General features: G+C 67.8%; 21 protein-coding genes. 8 read left to right on the top strand and 13 right to left on the bottom strand.

Annotation, left to right across the window (positions count from 1 at the left end):
• Positions 1–39: 39 nt before the first annotated feature.
• From AB0M15_RS36380 to AB0M15_RS36360, 5 genes are all read left to right on the top strand, one after another.
• Positions 40–1026, top strand: coding sequence for an ATP-binding cassette domain-containing protein (locus AB0M15_RS36380; protein WP_363829439.1), 987 nt, complete (start codon positions 40–42; stop codon positions 1024–1026).
• Positions 1023–1814, top strand: coding sequence for an ABC transporter permease (locus AB0M15_RS36375; RefSeq protein ID WP_363829435.1), 792 nt, complete (start codon positions 1023–1025; stop codon positions 1812–1814). The genes AB0M15_RS36380 and AB0M15_RS36375 overlap by 4 nt, the downstream gene beginning before the upstream one ends.
• Positions 1815–1881: 67 nt before the next feature.
• Positions 1882–2814, top strand: coding sequence for an SRPBCC family protein (locus AB0M15_RS36370; RefSeq protein WP_363829432.1), 933 nt, complete (start codon positions 1882–1884; stop codon positions 2812–2814).
• Positions 2811–4079 (top strand): methyltransferase, encoded by a 1269-nt coding sequence (locus tag AB0M15_RS36365; RefSeq protein ID WP_363829429.1) that lies wholly within the window; start codon positions 2811–2813, stop codon positions 4077–4079. The genes AB0M15_RS36370 and AB0M15_RS36365 overlap by 4 nt, the downstream gene beginning before the upstream one ends.
• Positions 4079–4720 (top strand): TetR/AcrR family transcriptional regulator, encoded by a 642-nt coding sequence (locus AB0M15_RS36360; RefSeq protein ID WP_363829426.1) that lies wholly within the window; start codon positions 4079–4081, stop codon positions 4718–4720. Before AB0M15_RS36365 ends, AB0M15_RS36360 begins: the two co-directional genes overlap by 1 nt.
• Before the next feature lie 3 nt (positions 4721–4723).
• Here the strand turns inward: AB0M15_RS36360 and AB0M15_RS36355 are convergent, their stop codons facing one another.
• On the bottom strand, positions 4724–5410 hold the full coding sequence (locus tag AB0M15_RS36355; RefSeq protein ID WP_363829423.1) for a pyridoxamine 5'-phosphate oxidase family protein: 687 nt from the start codon (positions 5408–5410) through the stop codon (positions 4724–4726).
• A gap of 66 nt (positions 5411–5476) precedes the next feature.
• Between AB0M15_RS36355 and AB0M15_RS36350 the strand changes: the two genes are divergently transcribed.
• Positions 5477–6844, top strand: coding sequence for a PLP-dependent aminotransferase family protein (locus AB0M15_RS36350; RefSeq protein ID WP_363829420.1), 1368 nt, complete (start codon positions 5477–5479; stop codon positions 6842–6844).
• On the opposite strand, the gene AB0M15_RS36345 is transcribed toward AB0M15_RS36350, so the two are convergent.
• The 8 genes from AB0M15_RS36345 to AB0M15_RS36310 form a co-directional block, all read right to left on the bottom strand.
• Positions 6831–7784, bottom strand: a complete 954-nt coding sequence (locus AB0M15_RS36345) for a hypothetical protein (protein ID WP_363829417.1) — start codon at positions 7782–7784, stop codon at positions 6831–6833. The two genes, AB0M15_RS36350 and AB0M15_RS36345, sit on opposite strands and share 14 nt — an antisense overlap.
• A gap of 114 nt (positions 7785–7898) precedes the next feature.
• Positions 7899–8828, bottom strand: coding sequence for a hypothetical protein (locus tag AB0M15_RS36340; RefSeq protein ID WP_363829414.1), 930 nt, complete (start codon positions 8826–8828; stop codon positions 7899–7901).
• A 73-nt stretch (positions 8829–8901) separates the two neighbouring features.
• Positions 8902–9882 (bottom strand): glycoside hydrolase family 43 protein, encoded by a 981-nt coding sequence (locus tag AB0M15_RS36335; protein WP_363829410.1) that lies wholly within the window; start codon positions 9880–9882, stop codon positions 8902–8904.
• Positions 9882–12104, bottom strand: coding sequence for a family 43 glycosylhydrolase (locus AB0M15_RS36330; protein ID WP_363829407.1), 2223 nt, complete (start codon positions 12102–12104; stop codon positions 9882–9884). The genes AB0M15_RS36335 and AB0M15_RS36330 overlap by 1 nt, the downstream gene beginning before the upstream one ends.
• A 15-nt stretch (positions 12105–12119) precedes the next feature.
• A complete protein-coding gene (locus tag AB0M15_RS36325; protein ID WP_363829404.1) occupies positions 12120–12947 on the bottom strand; it encodes a carbohydrate ABC transporter permease in 828 nt (275 codons plus the stop codon).
• Positions 12944–13825, bottom strand: coding sequence for a sugar ABC transporter permease (locus AB0M15_RS36320; protein WP_363829400.1), 882 nt, complete (start codon positions 13823–13825; stop codon positions 12944–12946). Before AB0M15_RS36320 ends, AB0M15_RS36325 begins: the two co-directional genes overlap by 4 nt.
• Complete coding sequence (locus AB0M15_RS36315; protein WP_363829395.1) at positions 13822–15147, bottom strand: ABC transporter substrate-binding protein; 1326 nt, start codon at positions 15145–15147, stop codon at positions 13822–13824. Before AB0M15_RS36315 ends, AB0M15_RS36320 begins: the two co-directional genes overlap by 4 nt.
• Positions 15144–16646: an alpha-N-arabinofuranosidase gene (locus AB0M15_RS36310; protein ID WP_363829392.1), complete on the bottom strand. Its 1503-nt coding sequence runs from the start codon at positions 16644–16646 to the stop codon at positions 15144–15146. Before AB0M15_RS36310 ends, AB0M15_RS36315 begins: the two co-directional genes overlap by 4 nt.
• A gap of 125 nt (positions 16647–16771) precedes the next feature.
• Here AB0M15_RS36310 and AB0M15_RS36305 point away from each other — a divergent pair, with 125 nt between their 5' ends.
• On the top strand, positions 16772–17773 hold the full coding sequence (locus tag AB0M15_RS36305; RefSeq protein WP_363829390.1) for a LacI family DNA-binding transcriptional regulator: 1002 nt from the start codon (positions 16772–16774) through the stop codon (positions 17771–17773).
• On the opposite strand, the gene AB0M15_RS36300 is transcribed toward AB0M15_RS36305, so the two are convergent.
• Together AB0M15_RS36300 and AB0M15_RS36295 are read right to left on the bottom strand one after the other, a co-directional pair.
• A complete protein-coding gene (locus AB0M15_RS36300; RefSeq protein ID WP_363829387.1) occupies positions 17770–19434 on the bottom strand; it encodes a M14 family metallopeptidase in 1665 nt (554 codons plus the stop codon). The genes AB0M15_RS36305 and AB0M15_RS36300 overlap by 4 nt on opposite strands.
• A gap of 178 nt (positions 19435–19612) precedes the next feature.
• Positions 19613–20761: an NAD(P)/FAD-dependent oxidoreductase gene (locus tag AB0M15_RS36295; protein ID WP_363829385.1), complete on the bottom strand. Its 1149-nt coding sequence runs from the start codon at positions 20759–20761 to the stop codon at positions 19613–19615.
• A 105-nt stretch (positions 20762–20866) separates the two neighbouring features.
• Here AB0M15_RS36295 and AB0M15_RS36290 point away from each other — a divergent pair, with 105 nt between their 5' ends.
• The gene (locus tag AB0M15_RS36290; RefSeq protein WP_363829383.1) at positions 20867–21472 is read left to right on the top strand and encodes a TetR family transcriptional regulator; all 606 of its coding nucleotides are present in this window, start codon (positions 20867–20869) and stop codon (positions 21470–21472) included.
• Here AB0M15_RS36290 and AB0M15_RS36285 read toward each other — a convergent pair.
• Together AB0M15_RS36285 and AB0M15_RS36280 are read right to left on the bottom strand one after the other, a co-directional pair.
• Positions 21462–22202, bottom strand: coding sequence for a rhomboid family intramembrane serine protease (locus AB0M15_RS36285; RefSeq protein ID WP_363829373.1), 741 nt, complete (start codon positions 22200–22202; stop codon positions 21462–21464). The genes AB0M15_RS36290 and AB0M15_RS36285 overlap by 11 nt on opposite strands.
• A gap of 85 nt (positions 22203–22287) precedes the next feature.
• Entirely contained in the window at positions 22288–22818 is a 531-nt protein-coding gene (locus tag AB0M15_RS36280; RefSeq protein ID WP_363829920.1) for a peptidylprolyl isomerase, read from the bottom strand.
• Positions 22819–22866 lie beyond the last annotated feature (48 nt).

The raw sequence follows: 22866 nt of genomic DNA, 5'->3' as shown, positions 1-22866 counted from the left end.
GGGTCAGGTTCACCCTGCCCGAAAACAAGCGAGGACCCGATGAACAGCTCAACCCCGGCGCTCGACGTCACCGGCCTGCGCAAGGCCTACGGCGACCACCTCGTGCTCGACGGCATCGACCTGAATGTTGCCGAAGGCACCATTTTCTCCCTGCTCGGCCCGAACGGCGCCGGCAAGACCACCGTGGTGCAGATCCTGTCCACCCTGATCACCGCCGACGCCGGCCAGATCCGGGTCGCCGGACACGATCTCAACCAGGACCCCGAATCGGTCCGGGCGGCGATCGGCGTCACCGGCCAGTTCTCCGCGGTCGACGGCCTGCTGACCGGCGCCGAGAACCTGATCATGATGGCCGACCTGTACCACCTCGGCCGCACCGAAGGACGCCGCCGGGCAGCGGAACTGCTCGAACAGTTCGACCTGGTCGAGGCCGGCAAGAAGCCGGCGATGACGTACTCCGGTGGCATGAAGCGCCGGCTCGACCTGGCGATGACGCTGGTCGGCAACCCGCGGATCATCTTCCTGGACGAGCCGACGACCGGGCTGGACCCGCGCAGCCGGCACAACATGTGGCAGATCATCCGCGAACTCGTCGCCGGTGGCGTCACGGTCCTCCTCACCACGCAGTACCTGGAGGAGGCAGACCAGCTCGCGGACCAGATCGCAGTACTGGACCACGGCAAGCTGGTTGCCCAGGGCACGCCCGAGCAGCTGAAGCGGCTCGCACCGGGTGGCCACGTCCGACTCCGGTTCAACGCACCCGACGAGTTCGCCCTCGCTGCCCAGGTACTGCAGGCAAGCACTCGCGACGACGAGGCCCTGGTCCTCCAGGTGCCGAACGACGGCAGCGTGCAAGCCCTGCGCTCGCTGCTGGCCCGCCTCGACGACGCCTCCCTCGAAGTGGACGAACTGACCGTCCACACCCCTGACCTGGATGACGTGTTCTTCGCGGTCACCGGCCAGCCCACCAACACCTCCACCGGCACCTCCACCAGCACCGACGACGAGAAGGCGATGAGCAAATGAGCACCGTGAGCTACCCCTTGGCCGACACCGCCACGATGTTGCGCCGCAACCTGCGGCACGCCCAGCGCTACCCCGGGCTGTCTCTCGGCGCCCTCGGGATGCCGGTGATCATGATGCTGCTGTTCGGCCTGGTCTTCGGCAAGACCTTCTCGGCCGGGATCGGCGGCGGCAGCGGCTTCGACTACATCGACTTCCTCACCCCCGGCATTCTGCTGATGTCGATCGCGTCCGGGACGATGTCTCCCGCGGTCGGCGCCGCGATGGACGTGTCCGACGGCATCGTCGCCCGGTTCCGGACGATGGCGATCTTCCGGCCGGCCGTGCTGACCGGGCATGTGCTGGGCAACGTGATCCTGACGATCGTCAGCCTGGTCCTGGTGGTCGGCTTCGCGGTCCTGATCGGATTCCGCCCGAACGCGTCGGTCGTCGACTGGCTGCTGGCCGCCGGGCTGCTGATCGCCCTGACCGTCGCGCTGACCTGGTTCGCGATCGCGCTGGGCCTGACCAGCAAGACCGCCGAGGGCGCGAGCAACATCGTCCTGCCGATCAGCCTGCTGCTGCCCTTCCTCAGCAACACGTTCATCCCGCTGGACGCGATGCCGAGCGGCATCCGCTGGTTCGCCGAGTACCAGCCGTTCACCGCGGTCATCGACACCCTCCGCCACCTGCTCCTCGGAATGCCGATGGACAGCGGCACCGGCTGGCTGGCGGTCGCCTGGTGCGTGGCCATCGCGCTGGTCGGCTACTTCTGGGCCCAGAAGAGCTACAACAAGGGCACCGCAGCCTGAAGGGAAGGAAGGAAAGGAATCCGCGGGTTTTGAGCGATCGCTCAAAAGTGGGTCTATGCTGGCGAGCATGACGCCCGCCGAGCCTGCAGACCCGCCCGACCCCCAACCGCCGTACCCGGCGCCCGAACCGGCCCCGGCTCCTCCCGCGAGGAGCCGGGGCGGTCGCGTTGCCGCGCTCGGCATCGTCGCGGTGACCGGAGTGACCGCCCCGTTTCTGCTCGTCCGGTCCGGTCAGCTGGACACCGCCGCCCTCTTCGTCGGGGTGCCGCTGGTTCTGGCGGTGATCATCGCCCTGTCGCCACCGGCCAAGAGCCTGCACGGGCTGACCTTCCGGGTGGTCACCTTCGGCCTGCTGATCACCTCGGCCTTCCTGCACGAGGGCGCCGCCTGCGTGCTGCTGGCCGCGCCACTCGTGTACGGCATCGGTCATCTCGTCGCCGAGATGGTCCGGCGGGACCGACTGTCGGACGAACGACGACGCGCGGCTCTTGCCGTCGTACCGCTCCTGCTGCTCGCCAGCCTGGAAGGCACCGCCTATCGAGTCGACCCGGTCCAGACCGTGACGACGGAGCGCGTGGTCGCGATGTCGCCGGCGCAGGTCGAGCGGAGCTTGCAAGACGGCCCGGACTTCTCAGCGCGGCGGCCGTTTCTGCTCAGGTTCAGCGGCTATCCGACGCCGACCGCGTCGAGCGGCGACGGGCTCGCCGTCGGGACCAGGTGGATCTTCACGATGGCGGGTGGCCCGATCGTCACCGAGGTCAGCGCCCGGGACAGCCGGCGGATCGAGTTCAAGGTCGTCTCGGACCAGTCGAAGACGCAGCGCTGGCTCAGCTGGCAACGAGCGGTCGTCCAGCTGACTCCGCAGGCCAACGGCGATACAGCGGTGAAGCTCGAGCTCTCCTTCACCCGCCGGCTCGATCCGAGCTGGTACTTCGGCCCGATCGAGAACGCGATGGTGGGCGCCGGTCTCGATCACTTCGCAGACTCGCTCGGGCTATGACCGAGACCGCCTTGCTGCGCTGGCTCTGTCTGACCCTTCCGATCGGGCTGGCTCTCATCCTGTGGCGACGGCCCGATCGAAGGACTGCCGGTGCGGCTCTCCTGTCCCTCCTTACCGCCTTTGTCGCCGTCGGGGTGGCCAACAAGGTTGCGATGGCGGCTGGATGGTGGCGGTTCACCCTGACCGACGGACTCTTCCTGGGCATCCCGCTGGATCTCTGGCTCGGCTGGGCCATCCTCTGGGGACCGGTACCGCTACTCCTGCGCCGTCGCCTGCCCATCTGGTCCATAGTGCTCGCGTACGGCTGGCTGGACCTCCTGCTCATGCCTCGGCTCGACAGCCTGCTCCAGCTGAACGACCACTGGCTGTACGGCGAACTGCTGGCGCTCCTGCTCGGAGTCCCACCCGCCCTGCTCCTGGGCAGATGGACTGCCGACCAGCGGCAGCTCACTGGTCGGGTACTCCTGCAACTGTTCACCTTCACCGGGCTGGCCCTCTGGCTGCTCCCGTCGGCGGTGATGGCCCGTGGCGACGGCAGCTGGAGTCACCTGGTCGACGACCCGCTGTGGCGGAGTTCCACCGTCCTGCAGTTGATGGGGCTGGCCGCAGTACCGGCCCTGTCGGCGATGGCCGAGTTCGCCGGCCGGGGCCGCGGTACGCCGTACCCGTGGGATCCCCCGAGTGAGCTGGTGACGACCGGCCCCTACGCCTATGTAGCCAACCCGATGCAGATCTCGGCGGTACTCATGCTGGCGCTACTGTCCGTCGGCACCCACAGCTGGTCCTTGGCGGCGGCAACTGTCGGCACTGTGGCCTTCGTCCGCTTCGTGGCGGATCTCCATGAGCGCACTGACCTGGAAACCCGCTTGGGCCCGCAGTGGCGGGCCTATGACGCAGAGGTGAAGCCGTGGCGAGTCAGGCGCACGCCTTACGGGGCAGAGCCCGCTGCGCTCTATCTATCGGACACGTGCATCATTTGCCGCCAGACGAAGGCTCTAGTTGAGAGCACCAACCCACAGGACCTCAACATCCGTGCTGCCGAGGGATATACGGTGGCGGGGCTGCGCCGGGCTCTGTACGTGGGACCGGACGACCTGCACGCCAGTGGGCTGGCTGCTGTGGCCCGTGGGCTGGAGCACAGTGGTCCGGGATGGGCGTATCTAGGCTGGTCGATCAGGTTGCCGGTGGTCCGTCCGATGCTGCAGTTGCTGGTCGACGGGATGGGTGGTGGACCGCGGCAACTGCCGACGGCGAGGGAGACATGATGGCGAAGGACACCAGGGCTGGTCTGCTGAACGCTGCGCTGCAGACCATCGGTGAGCTCGGCTTCGCAGGTGCTTCGGCCAGGCACATCGCCACGGCGGCCGGGCAGAACCAGGCGCTGGTGTTCTACCACTTCGGCACCGTCAACGACCTGATCGCCGAGGCCTGCCGGACCAGTACCGAGCAGCGGATCGCGCTCTACCGCGATGAGTTCGAGAAGGCGAGCACGTTCGCCGAGCTGCTCGCGGTCGGCCGGCAGGTACACATCACCGAGCATGCCGAGGGCAACGTCGCAGTACTGGCTCAACTGCTCGCCGGTGCGCGGGGCAACGAGGTGGTCGGGGCAGCGGTCGCGGATGCGATCAACCTGTGGGTGGTCGAGGTGGAGAAGACCCTGGGCCGGGTTCTCGCCGACAGCCCGTTGCTACCGCTGATCGACCTGGGTGGGCTGGCCAGGGCGATCTCGGCCGGATTCGTGGGGATCGAGCTGCTCGATGGGATCGACCCGGCCGGCGCTACCCGGGCGCTTGGGTCGCTCGAGCAACTCGCAGTACTGACCGAGACGCTGCTGACCGAGCTGGACAACCTCGGCCCGGTCACCAGCCGCGTCGTCAGACGGAAGCTGAGGCCGCTGCGGCCGTGAGCCTCAGATGAGCGCCGCGGCGCCGAGGTTGTTGGCCCTCGAGTCGATGTGCCGGGGCACCATCACGTTGCAGTCCGGGTTGGTGATCGGCGGGCCGGCCACCACGCGGAGCGGGATGAGGCCGGTCCAGTGCGGGAGGTCGAGGTCTTCCTCGTCGTCGTTCGCCGCGCCGGAGCGGGACTTCACCGAGGCCTCGGTGAGGGAGAGGGCCAGCACCGAGGTCTTGGCCAGCTCCTTGCGGTTCGGTGGGCGGACCTCGGTGGAGCGGCCGGGAACGAGGTGGTCGACGATCCGGTTCAGGCCGTGCAGCTTCTCGTCGGCGTCGGTGAGCAGCCGGGGGACGCCGAAGATGACCGCCGACCGGTAGTTCACCGAGTGGTGGAAGGCGGACCGGGCCAGCACCAGGCCGTCGGTGTGGGTGATCGTGACGCAGATCGTCTGATCGGGGGAGGCGACCACGCTGCGAGCGGCCACCGAGCCGTGCAGGTAGAGGGTGCCGTCGGTGCCCGCCTCGAAATCGACCCCGTAGGCGGTGGGCAGCACGAGCGGCGTTCCGTCGACGATCACGCCGAGGTGGCAGAACATGCCGTCGAGCAGGACTTCGCGCAGGGCGCTGCGTTCGGTCGCGGCGCGTTCCTTCTCCCGGCGCAGCTTCGTCCGGGTGGTCGGGGAGAGTGGTGTGGTCGTCATGTTTCCAGCTTGACGGCTCAGTGGCATGCTGGCACGGTCCATTCCCGCCCGAGTCAGGTAGTCCACTTGCAGAGCTCGCTCCCGCTCGTGCTGAACCGCGACGGCACCGGTCCGCTGCACCTGCAGTTGGCCGAACAGTTCCGCGCGGCCATTCGTGACGGGCGCCTGCAGGCGGGGCATCGGCTGCCATCGACTCGGGACCTGGCGAAGGACCTTTCCGTGTCGCGTTCGGTGGCGCAGGCGGCGTACGACCAGTTGCACGCCGAGGGCTGGATCGCGGGGCGTACCGGCTCGGGGACGTACGTGGCGGACGTAGTACCGCTGAAGCCGGTACGCCGTCCGCGGGCGCGGCCGACCGAGCCTGCGGACGAGGAACTCCTCACGCTTCGCCCCGGCATCCCGTTCGTCGGCGCGACGTCGGATGCCGGCTGGAAGCGCGCCTGGCGAGAGGTGGCGTCGCAACCACCGGCGCGCGGCTACGACCATCCCGCAGGCCTGCCGGAGCTACGGGCAGCGCTGGTCGAGCATGTCGGTCGGGTCCGCGGCATCTCCTGCGGGCCCGAGAACGTGATGATCACCAACGGCACCATGCACGGGCTCCACCTCCTGCTGACCGTCCGCGGCCGGCCGGGTGAACGGTTCGCCGTCGAGGACCCGGGCTACCTCAGCGCGGCGATCACCGCCCGGCAGCACGGGCTCGAGGTGGTCGACATCCCGGTCGACGAGGACGGCCTGGTGGTCTCCGAGCTGGACCCGGCCCTGGCGGCCGTCTATGTCACGCCGTCGCACCAGTACCCGCTCGGCGGCCGGCTACCCGTTGCCCGACGCAACGAGTTGATCCGGTGGGCCCGGCGGACCGGCGCGACCCTGATCGAGGACGACTACGACAGCGAGTTCCGGTACGACGTAGCGCCGCTCCCCGCACTCGCTCAGCTCGACCTCGATCGCGTCGTCCACCTGGGCACGCTGTCCAAGCTGATCAGCCCGGCGCTGCGACTCGGCTGGCTGGTCGCCTCCGCCGAGACGGTCGACCGGCTGGCGGCGTACCGGGAAGAAGCCAGCGACTGGCCCGCCTGGCCGATCCAGGTCGCCTTCCTGGCGATGCTCCGCGACGGCTACCTCGACCAGGTCATCCGCCGCTCGAAACGCCTGTACTCCGACCGCCGCAACCACACGTGCGCCGTGCTGGAGCCGTACGGCCAGATCGTCGGCCAGGACGCAGGCCTGCACATCACCCTGCTCCTCCCCCCAGGAGCAGACGACCTGGCCATCGCCGCGGCGGCCAGAGCGGCCGGCGTACTCGTCGCCCCCCTCTCCGACTACCGCCGCTCCATCTCCGGCCCGCCGGGCCTGGTGATCGGCTACGCCACCCCCACCGACGAAGACTTCCACCAGGCCCTGACAATTCTCTGTGCCGTCCTCAGCCGCCGTTGAGGGGGTCGCCCCGGGGGATGTTGGCCCAGCGGAAGTTCACCGCGTCGGGGAAAGCGGAGTTGACCTTGCCGAGGCTCTGAATGACCGTGGCCGCGCCGTTGGCGTGGGACATGGCGTAGGTGTAGCCGGACTTCGTGTCATTGTCGATGGCCAGCAGGAGAGTGCCGGAGTCGCCGCACTTGTCGGCGATCAGCTTCTCGAAGCCGCCCCAGCCCGACGGCCGGATCTTGGTGGCAATCGGCTTCATCGGCTCCGCGATCGGGATCTTGATCGTGTAGAGAGCACCACCGCTGAGGTTGGCCAGGAACGTGTCGTAGGTTGCGGTCTTGCCGATCAGTGCCATCGACTTGACCGACCCGAAGCCCGGCGCGGAACCGGTCTTGCGCCAGGACCCCGGGGGATTGTTGCCCCAGGTCTTCCAGCGGAACAGCGTGCCGTCGTTGCGCAGCCCGTACGCCGTGCCGCGCGCGACCCTGTCCTTCGGGACCTCGTACTCCGAGACCTCTAGCGCGGTGTAGTTGCTCCAACCGCCACCGACTCGCGTCCACGTGGGCGGCCAGTCGGGATCGATCTCACCGGTGTCGGCCATCACCTCGAAGCCGATCCCGTAGAGGCTGTCGCCTTGGAGTAGGTAGCCCCCGATGTAAGCGGTCAAGGTGTTCGGCTCCCGGGTGAAGACGGAGGTGACGCGCACCTTGCCCGGCTGGTACACCCCATGAGTGGTTTTGTAGATCTGTCTCTTGACCGGCGGCGTGCCACTGACCCCACTGTTGGTCTGTGCACCGGCCGCGGTGATGGCCCCGGCGTTCAGCTCGCAGGCCGCGGTCGTGCCCGTCGCGGAAGTGGTCTTTGCCTGCGCGGGTGCCACCAGCACCGCGGTAGTCAACGCGGCCACGCCGGCCAGCGCCAGCCCGGCTCGAAAGAGCTTTCGTCCAGTCACAGTTTCGTCCCCTTGGAGGTCGGCATCGCGTCTATCGTTTTCATAGCTCTAGATGCGATGCCGACGGGGATGGTTAGAAACGTTGCCCGATGGTGCAGTTGTGGCGGCAGGTGCTCAGCCGCCGGTGAGCGGGTCGAGGTCGGAGACGGGGCCCCAGCGGAAGTTCACCGCGTCGGGGAAGCTGCCGTTGACCTTGCCCAGGTTCTGGATGACCGTGGCGGCGCCGTTGGCGTGGCTGATCGCGTAGGTGTAGCCGGCCTTGCCGTCCTTGTCGATGCCGAGCAGCAAGGTGCCGGAGACGCCGCACTTGTTGGCGATCAGCTTCTCGAAGCCGCCCCAGCCGGAGGGACGGACCTTGGTGACGACCGGCTTCATCGGAACCGCAGTCGGGATCTTGATCGTGTAGAGGGCGCCGCCGCTCAGGTTGGCCAGGAACGTGTCATAGGTGGCGGTCTTGCCGATCAGCGCCATCGACTTGACCGACCCGAAGCCGGCCGTGGAGCCGGTCGAGCGCCAGGTCGAGCCGGTGTTCCAGCGGTACAGCGTGCCGTCGCTGCGCAGCCCGTACGCCGTGTGGCGCTGGGTGCTGCCCGCGATGTAGACCGACGTCTCGAGCAACTTGTAGCCGGCCCAGCCGCCGCCGATCCACTCGACGTTGTTCGGGGTGCTGGGGTCGATCTCGCCGGTGCCGTCCGTGGCGAAGGAGTTCCAGTAGAGGCTGCCGTCCTGAACCATCCAGCCGGAGATGTCCGCACCCGAGATGTTCGGCTCCCTGATGTAGCCGGAGGTGAACTGCAGCTTGGTCGGATGGTCGTACACGTCATGGGTGGTCACGACCTGGGTCTTGACCGGCGGCGTACCGCCGACCGAGCTCGTGGTCTGAGCACCGGTCAGCGTGGCGGATCCGGCGCTCAGCACGCAGGCCGCGGTGGTGCCCGTCGCGGAGGTGGTCTTTGCCTGCGCGGGTGCCGCCAGCGCCGCGGTGGTCAGCGCAGCTGCTCCGGCCAGCGCGAGCCCGGTACGGAAGAGCTTTCGTCCAGTCACAGTTTCGTCCCCTTGGAGGTCTGCATCGCGTCTATCGCTTTCATACCTCTAGATGCGGTGCGGACCAGAAAGGTTAGGGCGTCGCCGGATTGCGTTTCTGTGGCGGCTGGACGACAGGTTGGTCACCGTTCCAGGTGAGCTCGGACAGCCACATGGTGCGGCCGGGTGGATCGACACCGACCAGGGCGGGATCCCAGGCGTGGTAGACGAACCAGTAGCGGTCGTCCTTGACAAGCACCATGTTGTGGCCGGGGCCGGCCGCGTCCGCCGAGGTGGTGAGGATGGGATCGCCCGACTTCACGCAGAGGCCGGCCGGGGTTTCGCAGAGCGCATGACCGACGGCGTACTCCGCCTTGTCGTAGGCGTTGGCCGAGTAGAAGAGATGGAACTTACCGTTGCGCTCGACAACATACGGCGCCTCGACCAGGTTGCCCTCCCACGGCAGCGTCTGCTTGATCAGCCGGGTCGTCTCGCCGACCAGCGTCAGCCCGTCGGCCGAGAGCTTCGAGACGTAGATCCAGGTGTCGACGCCGATCGCGTTGCCGTCGTTCTTCCAGTACAGCCAGCGTTGCCCGGTCGAGTCCTGGAACGGGCTCGCGTCGATCGAACCACCCTCGTCCACCTGACAGATCAACGGTTTCCTCGATTTGTCGACATATGGACCTTTGGCCTCGGTAGCGACTGCGGCACCCACACACTGCCGCCCTGAGGCATCGTCAGAAGTCGTGTAATACAAGACGAAACGGTCGTCTCCGTGGACAGCGACCTCCGGCGCCCAGACCTTCCCCGGTGAGGTCCAGGAAGGCAACGACGGGAGCGCGTCGCCGACCTGCTCCCAGGAGACCAGGTCGGTCGACTTGAGCGTCTGGATGTTGCCGAGTGGCCCGTTCGTCGCGAACGCGTAGTACTCCGAGCCGACCGCGATCACCTGCGGATCGGCGAAGTTGCCGTCGTACACCGGATTCGTGAAACCCATCGTCGTCCCTTCCGTACCGCCGGTGGGGTTGCTGCACCCCGCCAACAACAACAGCAGCAATCCCCACCGGCGCAGCATCACTTGCTCGCGTAGAAGCGCAGATAGTCGAACGTGGCGACCGGCGGCGGGTTGGACCCGGTCTGGTCGCCATGCGCGTACAGACCGAGCTTCGGCGTCACCCCGGCCGGCAACACCCAGGATGCACCCCAGGTCCACTTCTTCCCGTCGGTACTGGTCCCCGCCCGGTACACGTGCTCCCCGGCCGCGTTGCGGTGATAGGCCAACCGCATCCACATGGTCGGCGCTGATCGCCCGATCGCCGCCCCGCCATAGCTGGTCGCACCGTCGGACGGCCGAGCCACCAACTCGCGGCCGAACTCGGTCTGCCGCGTCCGCCAGATCGACACGTCGCCGAGCCGGGCGAAGTCGTCGTCGGTCAGGTACGCGATCATCCCGGCCTGCTGGTAGTTGCGGATGTCGCCCTCACCGAGGTCGAGGTGCAGCTTCGTTTCCGCGATCCAGCTGTCCCCGGCCGGCGTCTGGTGGAAGAGCAGGCCGGCGTTGTTGCCGCCACCGACCAGATCGGTGTCCTGCAGCGGCCAAGACAAGTTGCCATTGGCAACAACAGCCCGCGCGTCCGGCCGCACCCACGACCACTGGTCTCCGAGGGCTCCATCGAACTCGTCAGCGGCGAGCAGCTTCCCGGCAACCGGTGCTGCGGCAGCCCGGCGCACCGGCTCCGCCACGGGACGCACCGTCAGGTTGTCCACCTCGGCCGTGCCCAGCCAACTCACCGGCGCCGACCGGACCTTGAGCCCGCGAACCTCGAGCTGCGCCTCCGCGTAGAGGTCGCCCAGCCCGGCGTCGTTGACCCGCGCGGTCACCTTGCTGCCGGAGACCTCCACGACGAGGTTGTTCCACTGCGACCGGTCGAAGTCGGCAGGCAACGGAGCACTCGCTGGACGACCGCCGGCCACGATGCTGACCTTGCCGGCGCCAACGGTGACCACGACGGCCCCGCCACCCACCACGGTGGCGAAGCTGTTGCCGAGCTTGACGTTCGCCTCGACTCGCACAGAACCGCCAGGCGCCGACTGCCGCGTCGTCGCGGCTCCACGGATCGACGCCGTCGGACCACCAAGCGAGTCACCAGCCAGCCTGGTCGCACCCCGCAGACCACCAGCTGGGTCCGTTGAGTTGATCCCCAGCGCCGAGCCCGTCGTCGGAGCAGGTTGCGGGGTGTCGGACGGACCGGCACCGGCCCGAGTGCGCGGCCACCCGTCGATCCAGTCGATGTCGTCGATCAGCATCGGCCGGCGGTTGATGCCGAACGGGTCGGTCAGCCACGGCGTACCGCGGTCGATCGCGTGGTAGACGATGTGGTCCTGCCCCGCCGCGTCGGTGATGAAGGCGTGGTGACCGGGGCCGATCCACCTGTTGCCGTTCTGGGTGATAACGGTCGTACCGCCGACCCGCGACTCGTTCATCGACACCCCGTCGGCGTCCACGAACGGCCCGCGCGGCGACTTGGAGCGACCGGCGAAGACGGAGTACCCGGTGGTCGGACCGGCGCAGCAGTTGCTGGACGAGCCCATCAGATAGTACCAGCCGTTGCGGTAGACGACATATGAGCCTTCGTAGCGGTCGCCGACGGTCACCTGAGTGGGGGTGCCGACCGAGTGCAGACCGTCGGGGGAGAGCTCGGTGACGGAGAGCCCGCCGTAGAAGCCACCCGAGTAGAGGTAGCGCTTGCCGTCGGCCGCGGTCAGCATCGCCGGGTCGATGGTGCCGAAGTAGCCACCGTTACCGTCCGGCTTCGGGGCGACGACCGGGCCGTCGGTGGCAGTCCAGGGACCGGCGGGAGTCGGGGCGGTGGCCACGCCTATCCCCGGATCGCCACCCGGGTTGGCGAGTGTGTCGGTGACGGTGAAGTACATGACGTACCGGCCACCGAAGTACCGGATGTCCGGTGCCCAGAAGAACGAACCGGGTGCGGCCCAAGCCGGTTTGGTGCTGTCGTCGAAGACGGTGCCGAGGTACTCCCAGGAGCCGAAGTCCTTGGTCCGGGCCATGTGCATCAGGCCGAACGGGCCGTTGGCGACGAGTGGGTCGGAGGTGGCGTACGCGTACCAGTAGCCGTCGCGGCCCTGGATGATCGACGGATCGGCGAAGGTGTCGGCGAAGGGCGATGAGATCGCGTTCTGGGTGACCAATGGTTTTGGTGGCGCCGCGGCGGCCGTAGTACTGGTGGCTACCGCGGCGACGGCGAGAACTGCTGCGAGCAAGCGTCTGGGAGGCACGGGCGGGTTCCTCTCTCAACCTTTGATGCCGCTGCGCGCGACGCCTTCGATGACGTAGCGCTGGACGAAGATGTAGAGGATCAGGACCGGGACGGACGCGACCGTCGCGCCGGTCAGGATCACCGGATAGTCGGTGGTGTAGGCGCCCTGGAGCAGTTTCAGGCCGGCCGGCAGGGTCAGCCGCTCGGGCGAGAAGAGCACGTAGAGCGGCCAGATGAAGTCGTTCCAGTTTGCCAGGAAGGACAGCACGGTCAGCGTCGCGAGCGCGGGTTTCGCGTTCGGCAGGATGATCCGGGTGAAGACCGTCCACGCGTTCGCGCCGTCGATCATCGCCACCTCCTCGAGTTCGCGCGGGAGCGCGAGGAAGAACTGCCGCATGAAGAACACCCCGAAGGCACCGGCCGCGCCCGGCACGACGAGCGCCCAGAGCGTGTCCAGCCAGGCCAGCTTGTCCATCAGCAGGTAGTTCGGCATCAGGAAGACGAAGCCCGGCACGAACAGGGTCGCCAGGATGACGGCGAAGATCGGCTTCTTGAAGCGGAACTCCATCCGCGCCAGCGCGTAGCCGGCCATCGACGCGACCAGCACGACCAGCCCGGAATGCAGAGTGGCCGCGACGAGCGAGTTGATGAACCAGCGCAGTACCGGGTTCTGCCCGCCGGTGGTGAGCACCTCGCCGTACGCACGCCCGGTCGGGTCCGTCGGGATGATCGTCGGCGGTGCTTGCTGGGACTCGCCGATCGTCTTGAACGAGGTGAGCAACATCCACAGCAAGGGCGCGACGAACACCAGCGTCAGCAGCCCGATCAGCACCCAGAACCCCGGGGACCTGCGCCGCCTCATGACTTCTTCTCCCTCAGCAGCGCGAAATTGATCAGCGAGACGATCGCCAGGCAAGCGGCCAGGACGTAGCTCATCGCCGTCGCCTGTCCCATCCGGAACTGCGACAGGCCGGTGTCCGCGATCACCATCAACGCGGTCCGGGTGGTGTCACCCGGACCGCCCTGCGTCACCAGCAGGGCCTGCCCGAACATGTTGGCGGAGGCAAGGATCGTGATCGTCACGACGAACGTGACGACCGGCCGCAGTCCCGGCACGGTGATGTGCCGGAACGCCTGCCAGCGGTTGGCCCCGTCGAGTTCCGCGGCCTCGTACTGGTCGGCTGGGATGTCCTGCAGCCCGGCCAGGTAGATGATCGCGTTGAACCCGATCGTCCACCACACGGTCATCCCGACCAGCGACGCGAACGCCCACGGCTGCTCGGTGGTCCAGCCGATCTCGCCGATCCCGAACAGCCCGAGGAATGCGTTCAGCACGCCGAAGCTGGTGTCCAGGATGTACCGGAACATCAGCCCGACCACCGCGACCCCGAGCACGTACGGCGCGAAGAAGACCGCCCGGAAGAAAGTCCGGCCGGGGAACCGCCGGTTGAGTACGACCGCCAGCCCGAGCGGCAGCGTCACCAGGAACGGTACCGACGCGAGCGTGAAGATCGCCGTCGCCCGCATCCCGTGCCAGAACGGCTCGGCGGTGGTCGACTGCGAGTCGAACAGGTCCTTGTAGTTCTGCAATCCGACGAACGGCTTGCCCGGCAACTGGAAGTCCCAGTCGTGCAGGCTCATCCACAGGCCGAAGATCGCCGGGCCGATGACGAACAACAGGAACAGCGCGAGATACGGCGCCAGGAAGAGGTACGGCGTAGCCCGGCCGTAGCCTCTCATGCCCCGTACTTCTTGCGGTTGGCCTCCAGGATCTTGTCGGAGCGGCCGGCCGCGTCCGACAACGCCTTGGCGGGCTCGGTCTTCAGCAGGACGGCCTCGTTGACCGCCTTGTTGAGCTCGGCCAGCGCGTCACCGATGCCGGGTACTGGTGGCGGGAAGTGCAGATCGTCGACCTGGGTCGCAAGCGCGGACTGCTCGGGCAGTGCCTTGAAGTCGGCCGATTCACGGACCTGCTTACGCGCCGGTACCTGACCACCGCGGGCCCATTCGATGGACTTCTGGCTGACGTAGTTCACGAACACCCGGGCGGCCGTCGACTTGTTGGCGTCCGGCGTCTTCAGCTTCGGCAGGCAGAATTGGTGCGAGCCGGACCAGGCCGCCTTCTTGCCGCCGATGTTCGGCAGCGCGGCGACGCCCCACTCCAGGCCTTTCTTCTCCTTGAACGTGTTGATGTTCCAGATGCCGTTCCAGACGAAGGCGTTCTTGCCGTTCATCACCGCGATGTTGTCCGCGTCCTGCGCGACGTTCTTCGGGCTGTAGCCCTTCTTGACCAGGTCGGTGAACCAGGTCAGCGCCTTGACGCCGGGCTCGTCAGCCCAGGTGGTCTTGGTCGAGTCCTCGTTGAAGAGCTGGCCGCCGAACTGCCAGAGCAGCGACTCCACGGTCATCACGCCGGTGAACTGGAACGGTGTCGCCCAGTGGCCCTGGATCCCCTTGCCCTTCAGGGCGTCCAGCGCGGCCATGTACTCGTCGGCCGTCGCCGGCGGCTTGGCCGGGTCCAGGCCTGCCTGGGTCATCAGCGTCTTGTTGTAGAAGAAGCCCAGCGGGTGCATGTCCAGCGGGATGCCGTACCGCTTGCCGTTGTACTCGCCGGCCTTCCACACCACGTCGGCGAAGTCCTCCTGCTTGAGGTCCAGCGCCTTGGCGACGTCGTCGAGCGGCTCGATCACGTTCCGGGCGGCGTTGGTGGCGAGCGAGTCGACGTGCATGATCGCGACCGCGGGACCCCGGCCGCTGCCGACGGCGGTGGGCAGCTTCGTGTAGTAGTCGGCCCACTGCATCACGGTCATCTTGACCTTGATGTTCTGGTGCTCGGCGTTGAACGCGTCGACGATCTTGCGCATGAACGGGCCGTCACCACCGGTGAACCCGTTCCAGAAGTCGAGCTCGACGTTCGGTCCGTCGTAGCCCTTCGCGCCGCCGTCGCCGGTCGCGGCCGCGCCGGGCTTGCCCGCCGATCCCGAGCCGCAGGCTGTCAGGACACCGGCCGCCCCCAGAGCGCCGATTCCGCCCAGCATCATTCGCCGGTTGATGGTGTTCACCGTGTACCTCCAGGGGAGAGCCTGATCATGTGCCACGAGGCAGGGGGCAACGTGGCCGTACAGCTGTCGTTGATGACCTCGGTGCCGTCGATGCTCCGCGGCACCACCCGGTCGGGGTCCTCGGCGGTGTTGACCGCATTCCGGTCGTCGTCGTACAGGGCGAGGTGCTCGACCACTCGCAGACCGGGCTGCAGTGGCACCTCCAGGTCGACCTTGTCGGTCTCGCTTCGGTTCACCACGAAGAGCACCACCTCACCGGTGGATTCCTCGTACGTCGCTGTGCTCCACAGAGCCGGTACCCGCCCGTACGCCGCCGTGTCGACGTCCGGGCCGGCCACCTCCGTGCGCAGTACCGTCGAGCCCGCGTACTTCGCGGTCAGCGCGAACGGGTGGAAGATCGTCTGCCGCCACGCGCGACCGTCCGGCTCGGTCCGGATCGGGCCGATCACATTGACCAGTTGCGCCAGGCAAGCGATCTTCACCCGGTCGGCGTGCCGGAGCAGGGTGATCAGCAGGCTGCCGACGACCACCGCGTCGTCGACCGTGTAGGTGTCCTCGATCAGCGGGCCGACCTCGCGGACGTCCAGCCCGAGCTCGCCGGGGAAGCGCGCCTGGTACCAGACGTTCCACTCGTCGAACGACAAGGTGATCTCCTTGTCGCTGCGCTTGAGCGCCTTCACGTGGTCCGCGGTGGCGACGACCGAGTCGATGAACCGGTCCATGTCCTCGGCGGCCGCGAGGAAGCTCTGCTGGTCGCCGTCCTTCGGCTCGTAGTACGCGTGCAGGCTGATGTGGTCGACCAGGTCGTAGGTGCGCTCCAGCACGGTGCGTTCCCAGTCGCCGAACGTCGCCATGTGCCGGTTGCTCGATCCACAGGCGACGAACTCGATGCCGGGATCGACGCGGCGCATGGCGTTCGCCGTCTCCTCGGCGAGGCGGGCGTACTCCTCGGCGGTCTTGTGGCCGATCTGCCAGGGGCCGTCCATCTCGTTGCCCAGGCACCACACCTTGATGCCGTGCGGCTCGGGGGTGCCGTTGGCGACCCGGCGGTCGGCGGTCGCCGTACCGGCCGGGAGGTTGCAGTACTCGAGCAGTTCGACCGCTTCGGTGATACCGCGGGTGCCGAGGTTGACCGCCCAGATCGGGTCGACGCCGGCCTTGCGGGACCAGGCGACGAACTCGTCGGTGCCGAACTGGTTCGGCTCGACCGCGCGCCAGGCGAGATCGAGCCTGCGCGGCCGCTGGTCTTTCGGGCCGACCCCGTCCTCCCAGCGGTAGTTGGAGACGAAGTTGCCGCCCGGGTAGCGGACCGCGGTCACGCCCAGCTCGCGAACCAGCGCGAGCACGTCCTCGCGGAACCCGTCCGGGTCCGCGGTGGCGTGGCCGGGCTCGTAGATCCCGGTGTAGACACAGCGCCCCATGTGCTCGACGAACGAGCCGAACAGCCGCCGGTCCAGTGCACCGACAACGAACGCGGGGTCGACCGCAAGACGCGCCACAGATCCTCCACAGAATTCTCTACAACGATTAACCTGAGTTTTTACAACGATTGACATCCGCTGTAAAGAGCTGGCGCCGACAGGCCGTGGCACACTCAGGCGACAAGCGGGCGAAGGGAGGACGGATGGCGACCAGGCTGAGCGACGTGGCGGCGCGCGCCGGTGTGTCGGTGAAGACGGTCTCCAACGTCATCAACGACTACCCGCACATCACCGCGCAGACCCGGGCCAAGGTCGAGGCCGCGATCGAGGCGCTCGACTACACCCCGAACGTCAGCGCCCGCTCGCTGCGCAAGGGCCGCTCCGACTTCATCGCGCTGGCCATCCCGGAGATGGCCTCCCCGTACTTCGCTGAGCTCGGCGCAGCCATCAGCCGGGCGGCCAAAAAACGTGGCATCACCGTCCTGATCGACCAGACCGAGGGCGAACCGGCCGCCGAGAAACTGGTCCTCGACGGGATGCGCGGACAACTGATCGACGGCATCATCTTCTCGCCGATCACGACCGCGCCCGCCAAGATCGAGCTCGCCGCGAACGCGAAACCGCTGGTCCTGCTGGGTGAGCGGCATGCGGGCGGCACCCTCGACCACGTCGCGGTCGACTCGGTCCAGGCGTCCTTCGACGCGACCACGCACCTGATCTCGATCGGCCGACGCCGGATCGCAGCGATCGGGGTCGGCGGCGGCGCGGGGACCGGCGCCGTACGGCGGAAGGGATACCGCAAGGCGCTGAAGGCCGCGGGCCTGCCGCTCGACCCCGCGCTGGAGCTGGCCGGCACGGGTTACCACCGGGAGGACGGCGCCGCGGCGATGCGAGAACTGCTCGCACTGCCCGACCGGCCCGATGCCGTGTTCTGCTTCAACGATTCGCTCGCGCTCGGCGCCTTGCGCACGCTCGCCGACGCCGGACTGTCGGTGCCTGGGGACGTCGCGGTGGTCGGCTTCGACGACATCGAGGACGGCCGCTACCACTCACCGTCGCTGACGACGATCTCGGCGGACAAGGAATGGCTCGCGGAGAACGCCGTCGGCCTGCTGCTGGACCGGATCGCGGGAACCGGTGAGGTCGACCGCCGCGACCTCACCGTTCCCTACACACTGCAGATTCGCGAGTCGACGGCCGGCTAGAAGGCCGCCGCGCAGGTGGTGAGGTTCGCAGTCACGGAAGCACCTCGGGCGACGGTGACCTGACGGGTCTCCAGCACCTGACCGGTCGGGCGCTCACAGGTCAGCGTCCACGACTCCGTGCCGCCTTGCTGGACAGTGATCGGCCGCGTCGACGGGTTGGCGTGATACGTGTACGTGCCACCGGCCGGCACCGTCATCGTGGTGTCGAGGACGTCGGGGATGAGGGTGCCGTTCCACGTCTTGGTGTTGAACGACTTCTTCAGCCGCAGGACGGCACCGGCCGGGCCGGTGCCGGTGATGATCGAGTGCCGGGCCGGGTTGATCGTGCTCTCGGCGGCGATCAGGTAGGCCTCGCGGTTTCCCTTGCCTGCGGTGCTTCCCGAGCCGAAGTAGAAGTTGGCGATGTTGCTGAACGCCGGGTGGAAGCTGCTCGCACCGTGCTCGAAGGTGAAGCCGAGTCCGCCGGTCGCGTAGTACGACCAGTCTTCGGTGGTACCGGTCGTGTCGTAGAGCTCGTAGCCGAACTGGCTGTCGTAGCCGTTCTGCGCGGCCATCTGGTCGCCGAGCGACTTGTAGAGCGCCTCGTCCGGGGTGTTGCCGGCACCGGCGTACCCGGGCTCACGCAGTACGAGGTTGGAGTAGGTGTGGTTCGTGATCAGGGTGGTCGCCTGGTACGACGAGACGAGCGACTGGATGTTGCGTGACTCCGGCTCGCTGAAAGCGCTCGCACCGCGGTACGTCTCCGAGGTCAGGCTGGTCGACGCGCCCGGGCCGCCCCAGAAGCCGGCGTAGTTGCGGTTCAGGTCGGTACCGCGCGACTGGTTGGACGACTGCGCGCACTGGCCGGTGGTCGGGATCTGGCCGTTGGTGACGCGGCAGTTCTTCCGCTTCATCTCGTAGCCGAGGGTGCGGCTGAGGTTGAAGCCGTCGGGGTTCACCACGGGGACGACGACCACGCGCGACTTGTCCAGGATGTTGGTGATCCGCGGGACCACACCGTCGTTCTTCAGCAGGTCGTAGGCGAACTCCATCGTCAACTCACCCGACGGCCACTCCCGCGCGTGGTGCAGACCCATCATGATGAACACCGGCTTGCCGTTGCTCACGTTGACGTCCCGGCTGATCTCGATGCCGCGGATCGTCCGGCCTTCGAGCGAGGTGTTCTTCAGCGTGATCTGCTTGACCTTGGTCGGGTACTGCGACGCCAGCGCCGCGAGATCGTTGTTGTAGTCGGCCAGTTGCCGGTACGCCGTCCGCCCACTCGGCAGCGTGGCCAGGATGGCGCGAGTCTTCACCGCCTTCGCGTACGCCGCGTCCGCGCGCTCGCGTTCCCGGTCGGCGCCGACCAGATCGTCCTCGAGCACCGACCAGGTGAAGCCGGCCAGCTTCAGCAGCCGGCGATCCTGGTTGCCGTAGGCAACCACGTCGACGTAGTTCTGGCCGGCCGACTCGGCCAGGTCGAGATCCAGGGTGTTCAGCCGCTTGCGGTCGGCCGTCGTCGGGGTGTTGATCCGGAGCAGCTGGATCAGCTCGGCCTTCTCGTAGGCCTGCACCTTGCGGTCGGGTGGCGCGACAGCCTGGACATGGCTACCGGCGCCGACGACCACGGCGGCCGCGATCGCGAGGGGGACAAGTCGGTGCCATCGGGCGGGATGGAACACGGTGACCTCCAGTAGTGAGATTGTTGCGATGGGTAACTGGAGGGTAGGGCTCCCGGCAGCCCAGGCGGAAGCAGTTCCCAGAACAGAGCGGGGAAACCCGCGCACCGCGCTCCGCGCGGTGCGCGGGTGGGGTGGGGTGGCGAGGAGTCGAGCCGGTGGCTCGGGGGGAGCCGGGCAGTCAGCGGTGGCTGATGGCGGCTAGCTGCTCGGCGAGGCCTCGCCGGAAGGCGGGCACTTGGGCCAGCAGATGGAGGCCCGCGTTGCGGGCGGGGCGCAGCGCGGATGGCGCTGTCGCCAGCCGGGTGAGCCGATGCGCTAGGGCAACCACTCGGACAGCCTCTTCGCGGTTGTTCTGGGCGTACTCATCGAGCTTGGTTTCATTGCCGGTGGTCAGAGCTTCGGCGAGGGCGTCGCCGAGGACGACGGCGTCGCGGAGGCCGAGGTTCATGCCTTGGCCGCCTGCTGGGCTGTGGGTGTGGGCCGCGTCGCCGGCTAGGACGATCCGGCCTTCGCGGTAGCGATCGGCCACCCGCTCATGGATCCGGAAGCGTGATCCCCAGATCACCTCGGTCACCCGGGCCGTCTCCTCCTGCGGGCCGCGCGCGTTGAGGAGCCGTTGGGCATAAGCGACATCCGGGTGCTCCGGCGCCTCCTCCACCTCGGCCACCAGCCGGAAGGTCCCATCAGGCAACGGCGCCGCCACCAACATGCCGGGCCTCGAGAAGTACAGCAGTACTTCGTCGTCCGGCAGCCCACTCTCGACCCGCACATCCACCAGCGTGAAGTTCAGCGGCAATGAGTCGGCGCCGTCGAATCCGAGCCCGGCCAGATCGCGCATCCGACTGTTCATCCCATCGGCGGCCACGACGTACTGCGCCTTGATCACCTCGCCCGACTCCAACGTGACCTCGGCTCCGTCAGCGCTCTGCAGCACTCCGGTGGCGACGTACGGACGGTGGACTGTGCCACCGAGCTCGGTCAGCCGGTCGAGCAGGACCTGCTCGGTGAGGTTCTGCGGGATCATCAGGACGTACGGGTACTCCGTCGGCAGCTTGTCGAAGCGGACCGGGACCAGCGTCCGGTCGCCGTCGGCGATGTTGAACTGCTCGACGTGGATGCCGAGCTCGGTCAGCCGCTCACTGACGCCGATCCGCTCCAGCAACTCCAGCGTCCGCGGGTGCACCACGGAGGCGCGCGAGGTGTTCGCTCCCGCCGCCTGCCGATCGACGACCGTCACCTGCCGGCCGTGCCCGGCCAGCGAGACCGCCACCGCCAGCCCCACCGGCCCGGCCCCCACCACCAGCACCTCGGTCTTCTCCGGAATCATCTCGACCACCCCTTCTTGGTCAACACCTGTTGGCCAACGCTTGTTGACTTCACTGTAGACAGGCCGGGCTAGCCAAGTCAACACCTGTTGACCTACGGTGTGAGGATGACTGAGGTGAAGCGGTCGGCTGATCGGACCCGAGGGGTGATCCTGGCCGCGGCGCGGGAGCGGTTCGCGGCGGACGGCTACGAGCGGGCGACGATCCGGGCGATCGCGGCGGACGCGGCGATCGATCCCGCGATGGTGATGCGATATTTCGGCAACAAGGAGAAGCTCTTCGCGGCGGCGGCCGAGTTCGACCTGCGGCTACCCGACCTGAGCAGGCTCCCGCGGGAGGAGGTCGGGGCAGCACTCACCAACCACTTCCTGGACCGCTGGGAGGACGACGAGTCCCTCAAGGCACTACTCCGCGCCAGCGTCACCAACGAAGCAGCCGCCGCCCGCATGCGCCAACTCTTCGCCGACCAACTCGGCCCCGCGATCATGAGCCTCAGCACCGCGCGGCCAGGCACCGCGGCCAGCGGCGACCACGCCGTCTCGTCAGCCAGCGCGGCAACCCGCGCCGGCCTGGTCGCCACCCAGGCGCTTGGCTTTGCACTCTGCCGCTATGTCCTCGCCCTGCCGCCGGTGGCCGCACTGACTCGCGAGGAAGCTGTCGCCTGGCTGGGGCCGACTATCACGCGTTATCTGACGGGCGACGTCAGCGGTTGACTTTGCTGCGGCGGCGCTTGGTGTCCTGCAGGAAGAGCCAGGCGACTGCGGCGCCGGTGACGAAGCCGCCGAGGTGGCCTTCCCAGGAGATGTTCGGGACGGCGAACGAGATGACCGCGGTGATCGCGACGTACGCGATGATCCAGGTGACATCCATCCCGCGGGCCTTGCTGATCACCAGCAGCGCGCCGACCAGTCCCAGGACAGCGCCGGAAGCACCCAGCGTCGCGCCGCCGGGGGAGCCGAGCAGCCAGACCGCGACGCCACCACCGAGCGCGGAGAGCAGGTACAGCACGGCGTACCGGACCTGGCCCATCATCTGTTCCAGGATCGGGCCGACCTGCCAGAGCATGAACAGGTTCGAGAAGATGTGGAAGATCGCCACATGGGTGAAGGCCGAGGTGAGCAACCGCCACGGCTCGGAGTCCACCAGCACCGGGACCATCACGAGATCGTTGAGCAGCTTCGGGCTGCCGCTGCGGACCGCGATGAAGACCAGCACGTTGAGCGCGATCATCGTCCAGGTCACGTACGGGCTGTTGCCGCGCGCGACGCCGCCCAGCGACGTCCGGGTGCGCGGGATCGACTTCACGCCCTCGTTGAAACACGACGGGCACTGGAAGCCGACGGCGGCACTGTTCATACAGGCCGGGCAGATCGGCCGGTCGCAGCGCTGGCAACGGACCCCAGCGGGCCGATCCGGGTGCCGGTAGCAGACGGTCTCGGTCACGCCCTGGTCCTCCGCAGTCGGACGGTCGGTGCAAAAGGGGTGCGGGAACCGGCCGCCGTCGCCGGCGGCCGGTTCGCGCGGTGGATCAGACGGTCTTGCGCTCGATCTTGACGCTGTTGATCACGATCGGCTCGGTCGGCCGGTCGCCGGCCGTGGTGTCCGCGGTCGCGATCGCGTCGACGACCTTCTTCGAGTCGTCGTCGACGACCTCGCCGAAGATGGTGTGCTTGCGGTTCAGGTGCGGGGTCGGGACCACGGTCACGAAGAACTGCGACCCGTTGGTGCCCTTGCCGAACTGGATGCCCGCGTTCGCCATCGCCAGCAGGTACGGACGGTCGAACTGCAGCTCCGGGTGGATCTCGTCGTCGAAGCTGTAGCCCGGCGAACCGGTGCCGGTGCCGAGCGGGCAGCCGCCCTGGATCATGAATCCGTCGATGACCCGGTGGAAACCGAGGCCGTCGTAGAAGCGGGCGGTGCTGGCCTGCCCCGTCGTCGGGTCGGTCCACTCCTTCGTGCCCTCGGCCAGGCCGACGAAGTTCTGCACCGTCTTGGGCGCGTGATCGGGGAACAGCTTGATGACGACGTCGCCCTTCGTCGTCTGCAGCGTCGCGAACAGTTCTTCGGCCACGAGATACTCCTCATCGGTTACGGCTTACGGCATCGA

This window comes from Kribbella sp. NPDC051718, from assembly GCF_040681515.1.
Classification (GTDB): Bacteria; Actinomycetota; Actinomycetes; order Propionibacteriales; family Kribbellaceae; genus Kribbella.
The sequence above is the reverse complement of the archived record's forward strand: the minus strand, read 5'-3'. Positions and strand labels throughout refer to the sequence as shown.

Excerpts from the sequence above, each read along its gene's own strand:
- AB0M15_RS36295 (WP_363829385.1), bottom strand. The coding sequence starts at position 20,761 with ATGATTCCGGAGAAGACCGAGGTGCTGGTGGTGGGGGCCGGGCCGGTG.
- AB0M15_RS36335 (WP_363829410.1), bottom strand. The coding sequence starts at position 9,882 with ATGCTGCGCCGGTGGGGATTGCTGCTGTTGTTGTTGGCGGGGTGCAGC.
- AB0M15_RS36325 (WP_363829404.1), bottom strand. The coding sequence starts at position 12,947 with ATGAGGCGGCGCAGGTCCCCGGGGTTCTGGGTGCTGATCGGGCTGCTG.
- AB0M15_RS36375 (WP_363829435.1), top strand. The coding sequence starts at position 1,023 with ATGAGCACCGTGAGCTACCCCTTGGCCGACACCGCCACGATGTTGCGC.
- AB0M15_RS36355 (WP_363829423.1), bottom strand. The coding sequence starts at position 5,410 with ATGACGACCACACCACTCTCCCCGACCACCCGGACGAAGCTGCGCCGG.
- AB0M15_RS36290 (WP_363829383.1), top strand. The coding sequence starts at position 20,867 with ATGACTGAGGTGAAGCGGTCGGCTGATCGGACCCGAGGGGTGATCCTG.
- AB0M15_RS36320 (WP_363829400.1), bottom strand. The coding sequence starts at position 13,825 with ATGAGAGGCTACGGCCGGGCTACGCCGTACCTCTTCCTGGCGCCGTAT.
- AB0M15_RS36365 (WP_363829429.1), top strand. The coding sequence starts at position 2,811 with ATGACCGAGACCGCCTTGCTGCGCTGGCTCTGTCTGACCCTTCCGATC.
- AB0M15_RS36305 (WP_363829390.1), top strand. The coding sequence starts at position 16,772 with ATGGCGACCAGGCTGAGCGACGTGGCGGCGCGCGCCGGTGTGTCGGTG.
- AB0M15_RS36360 (WP_363829426.1), top strand. The coding sequence starts at position 4,079 with ATGGCGAAGGACACCAGGGCTGGTCTGCTGAACGCTGCGCTGCAGACC.
- AB0M15_RS36380 (WP_363829439.1), top strand. The coding sequence starts at position 40 with ATGAACAGCTCAACCCCGGCGCTCGACGTCACCGGCCTGCGCAAGGCC.
- AB0M15_RS36370 (WP_363829432.1), top strand. The coding sequence starts at position 1,882 with ATGACGCCCGCCGAGCCTGCAGACCCGCCCGACCCCCAACCGCCGTAC.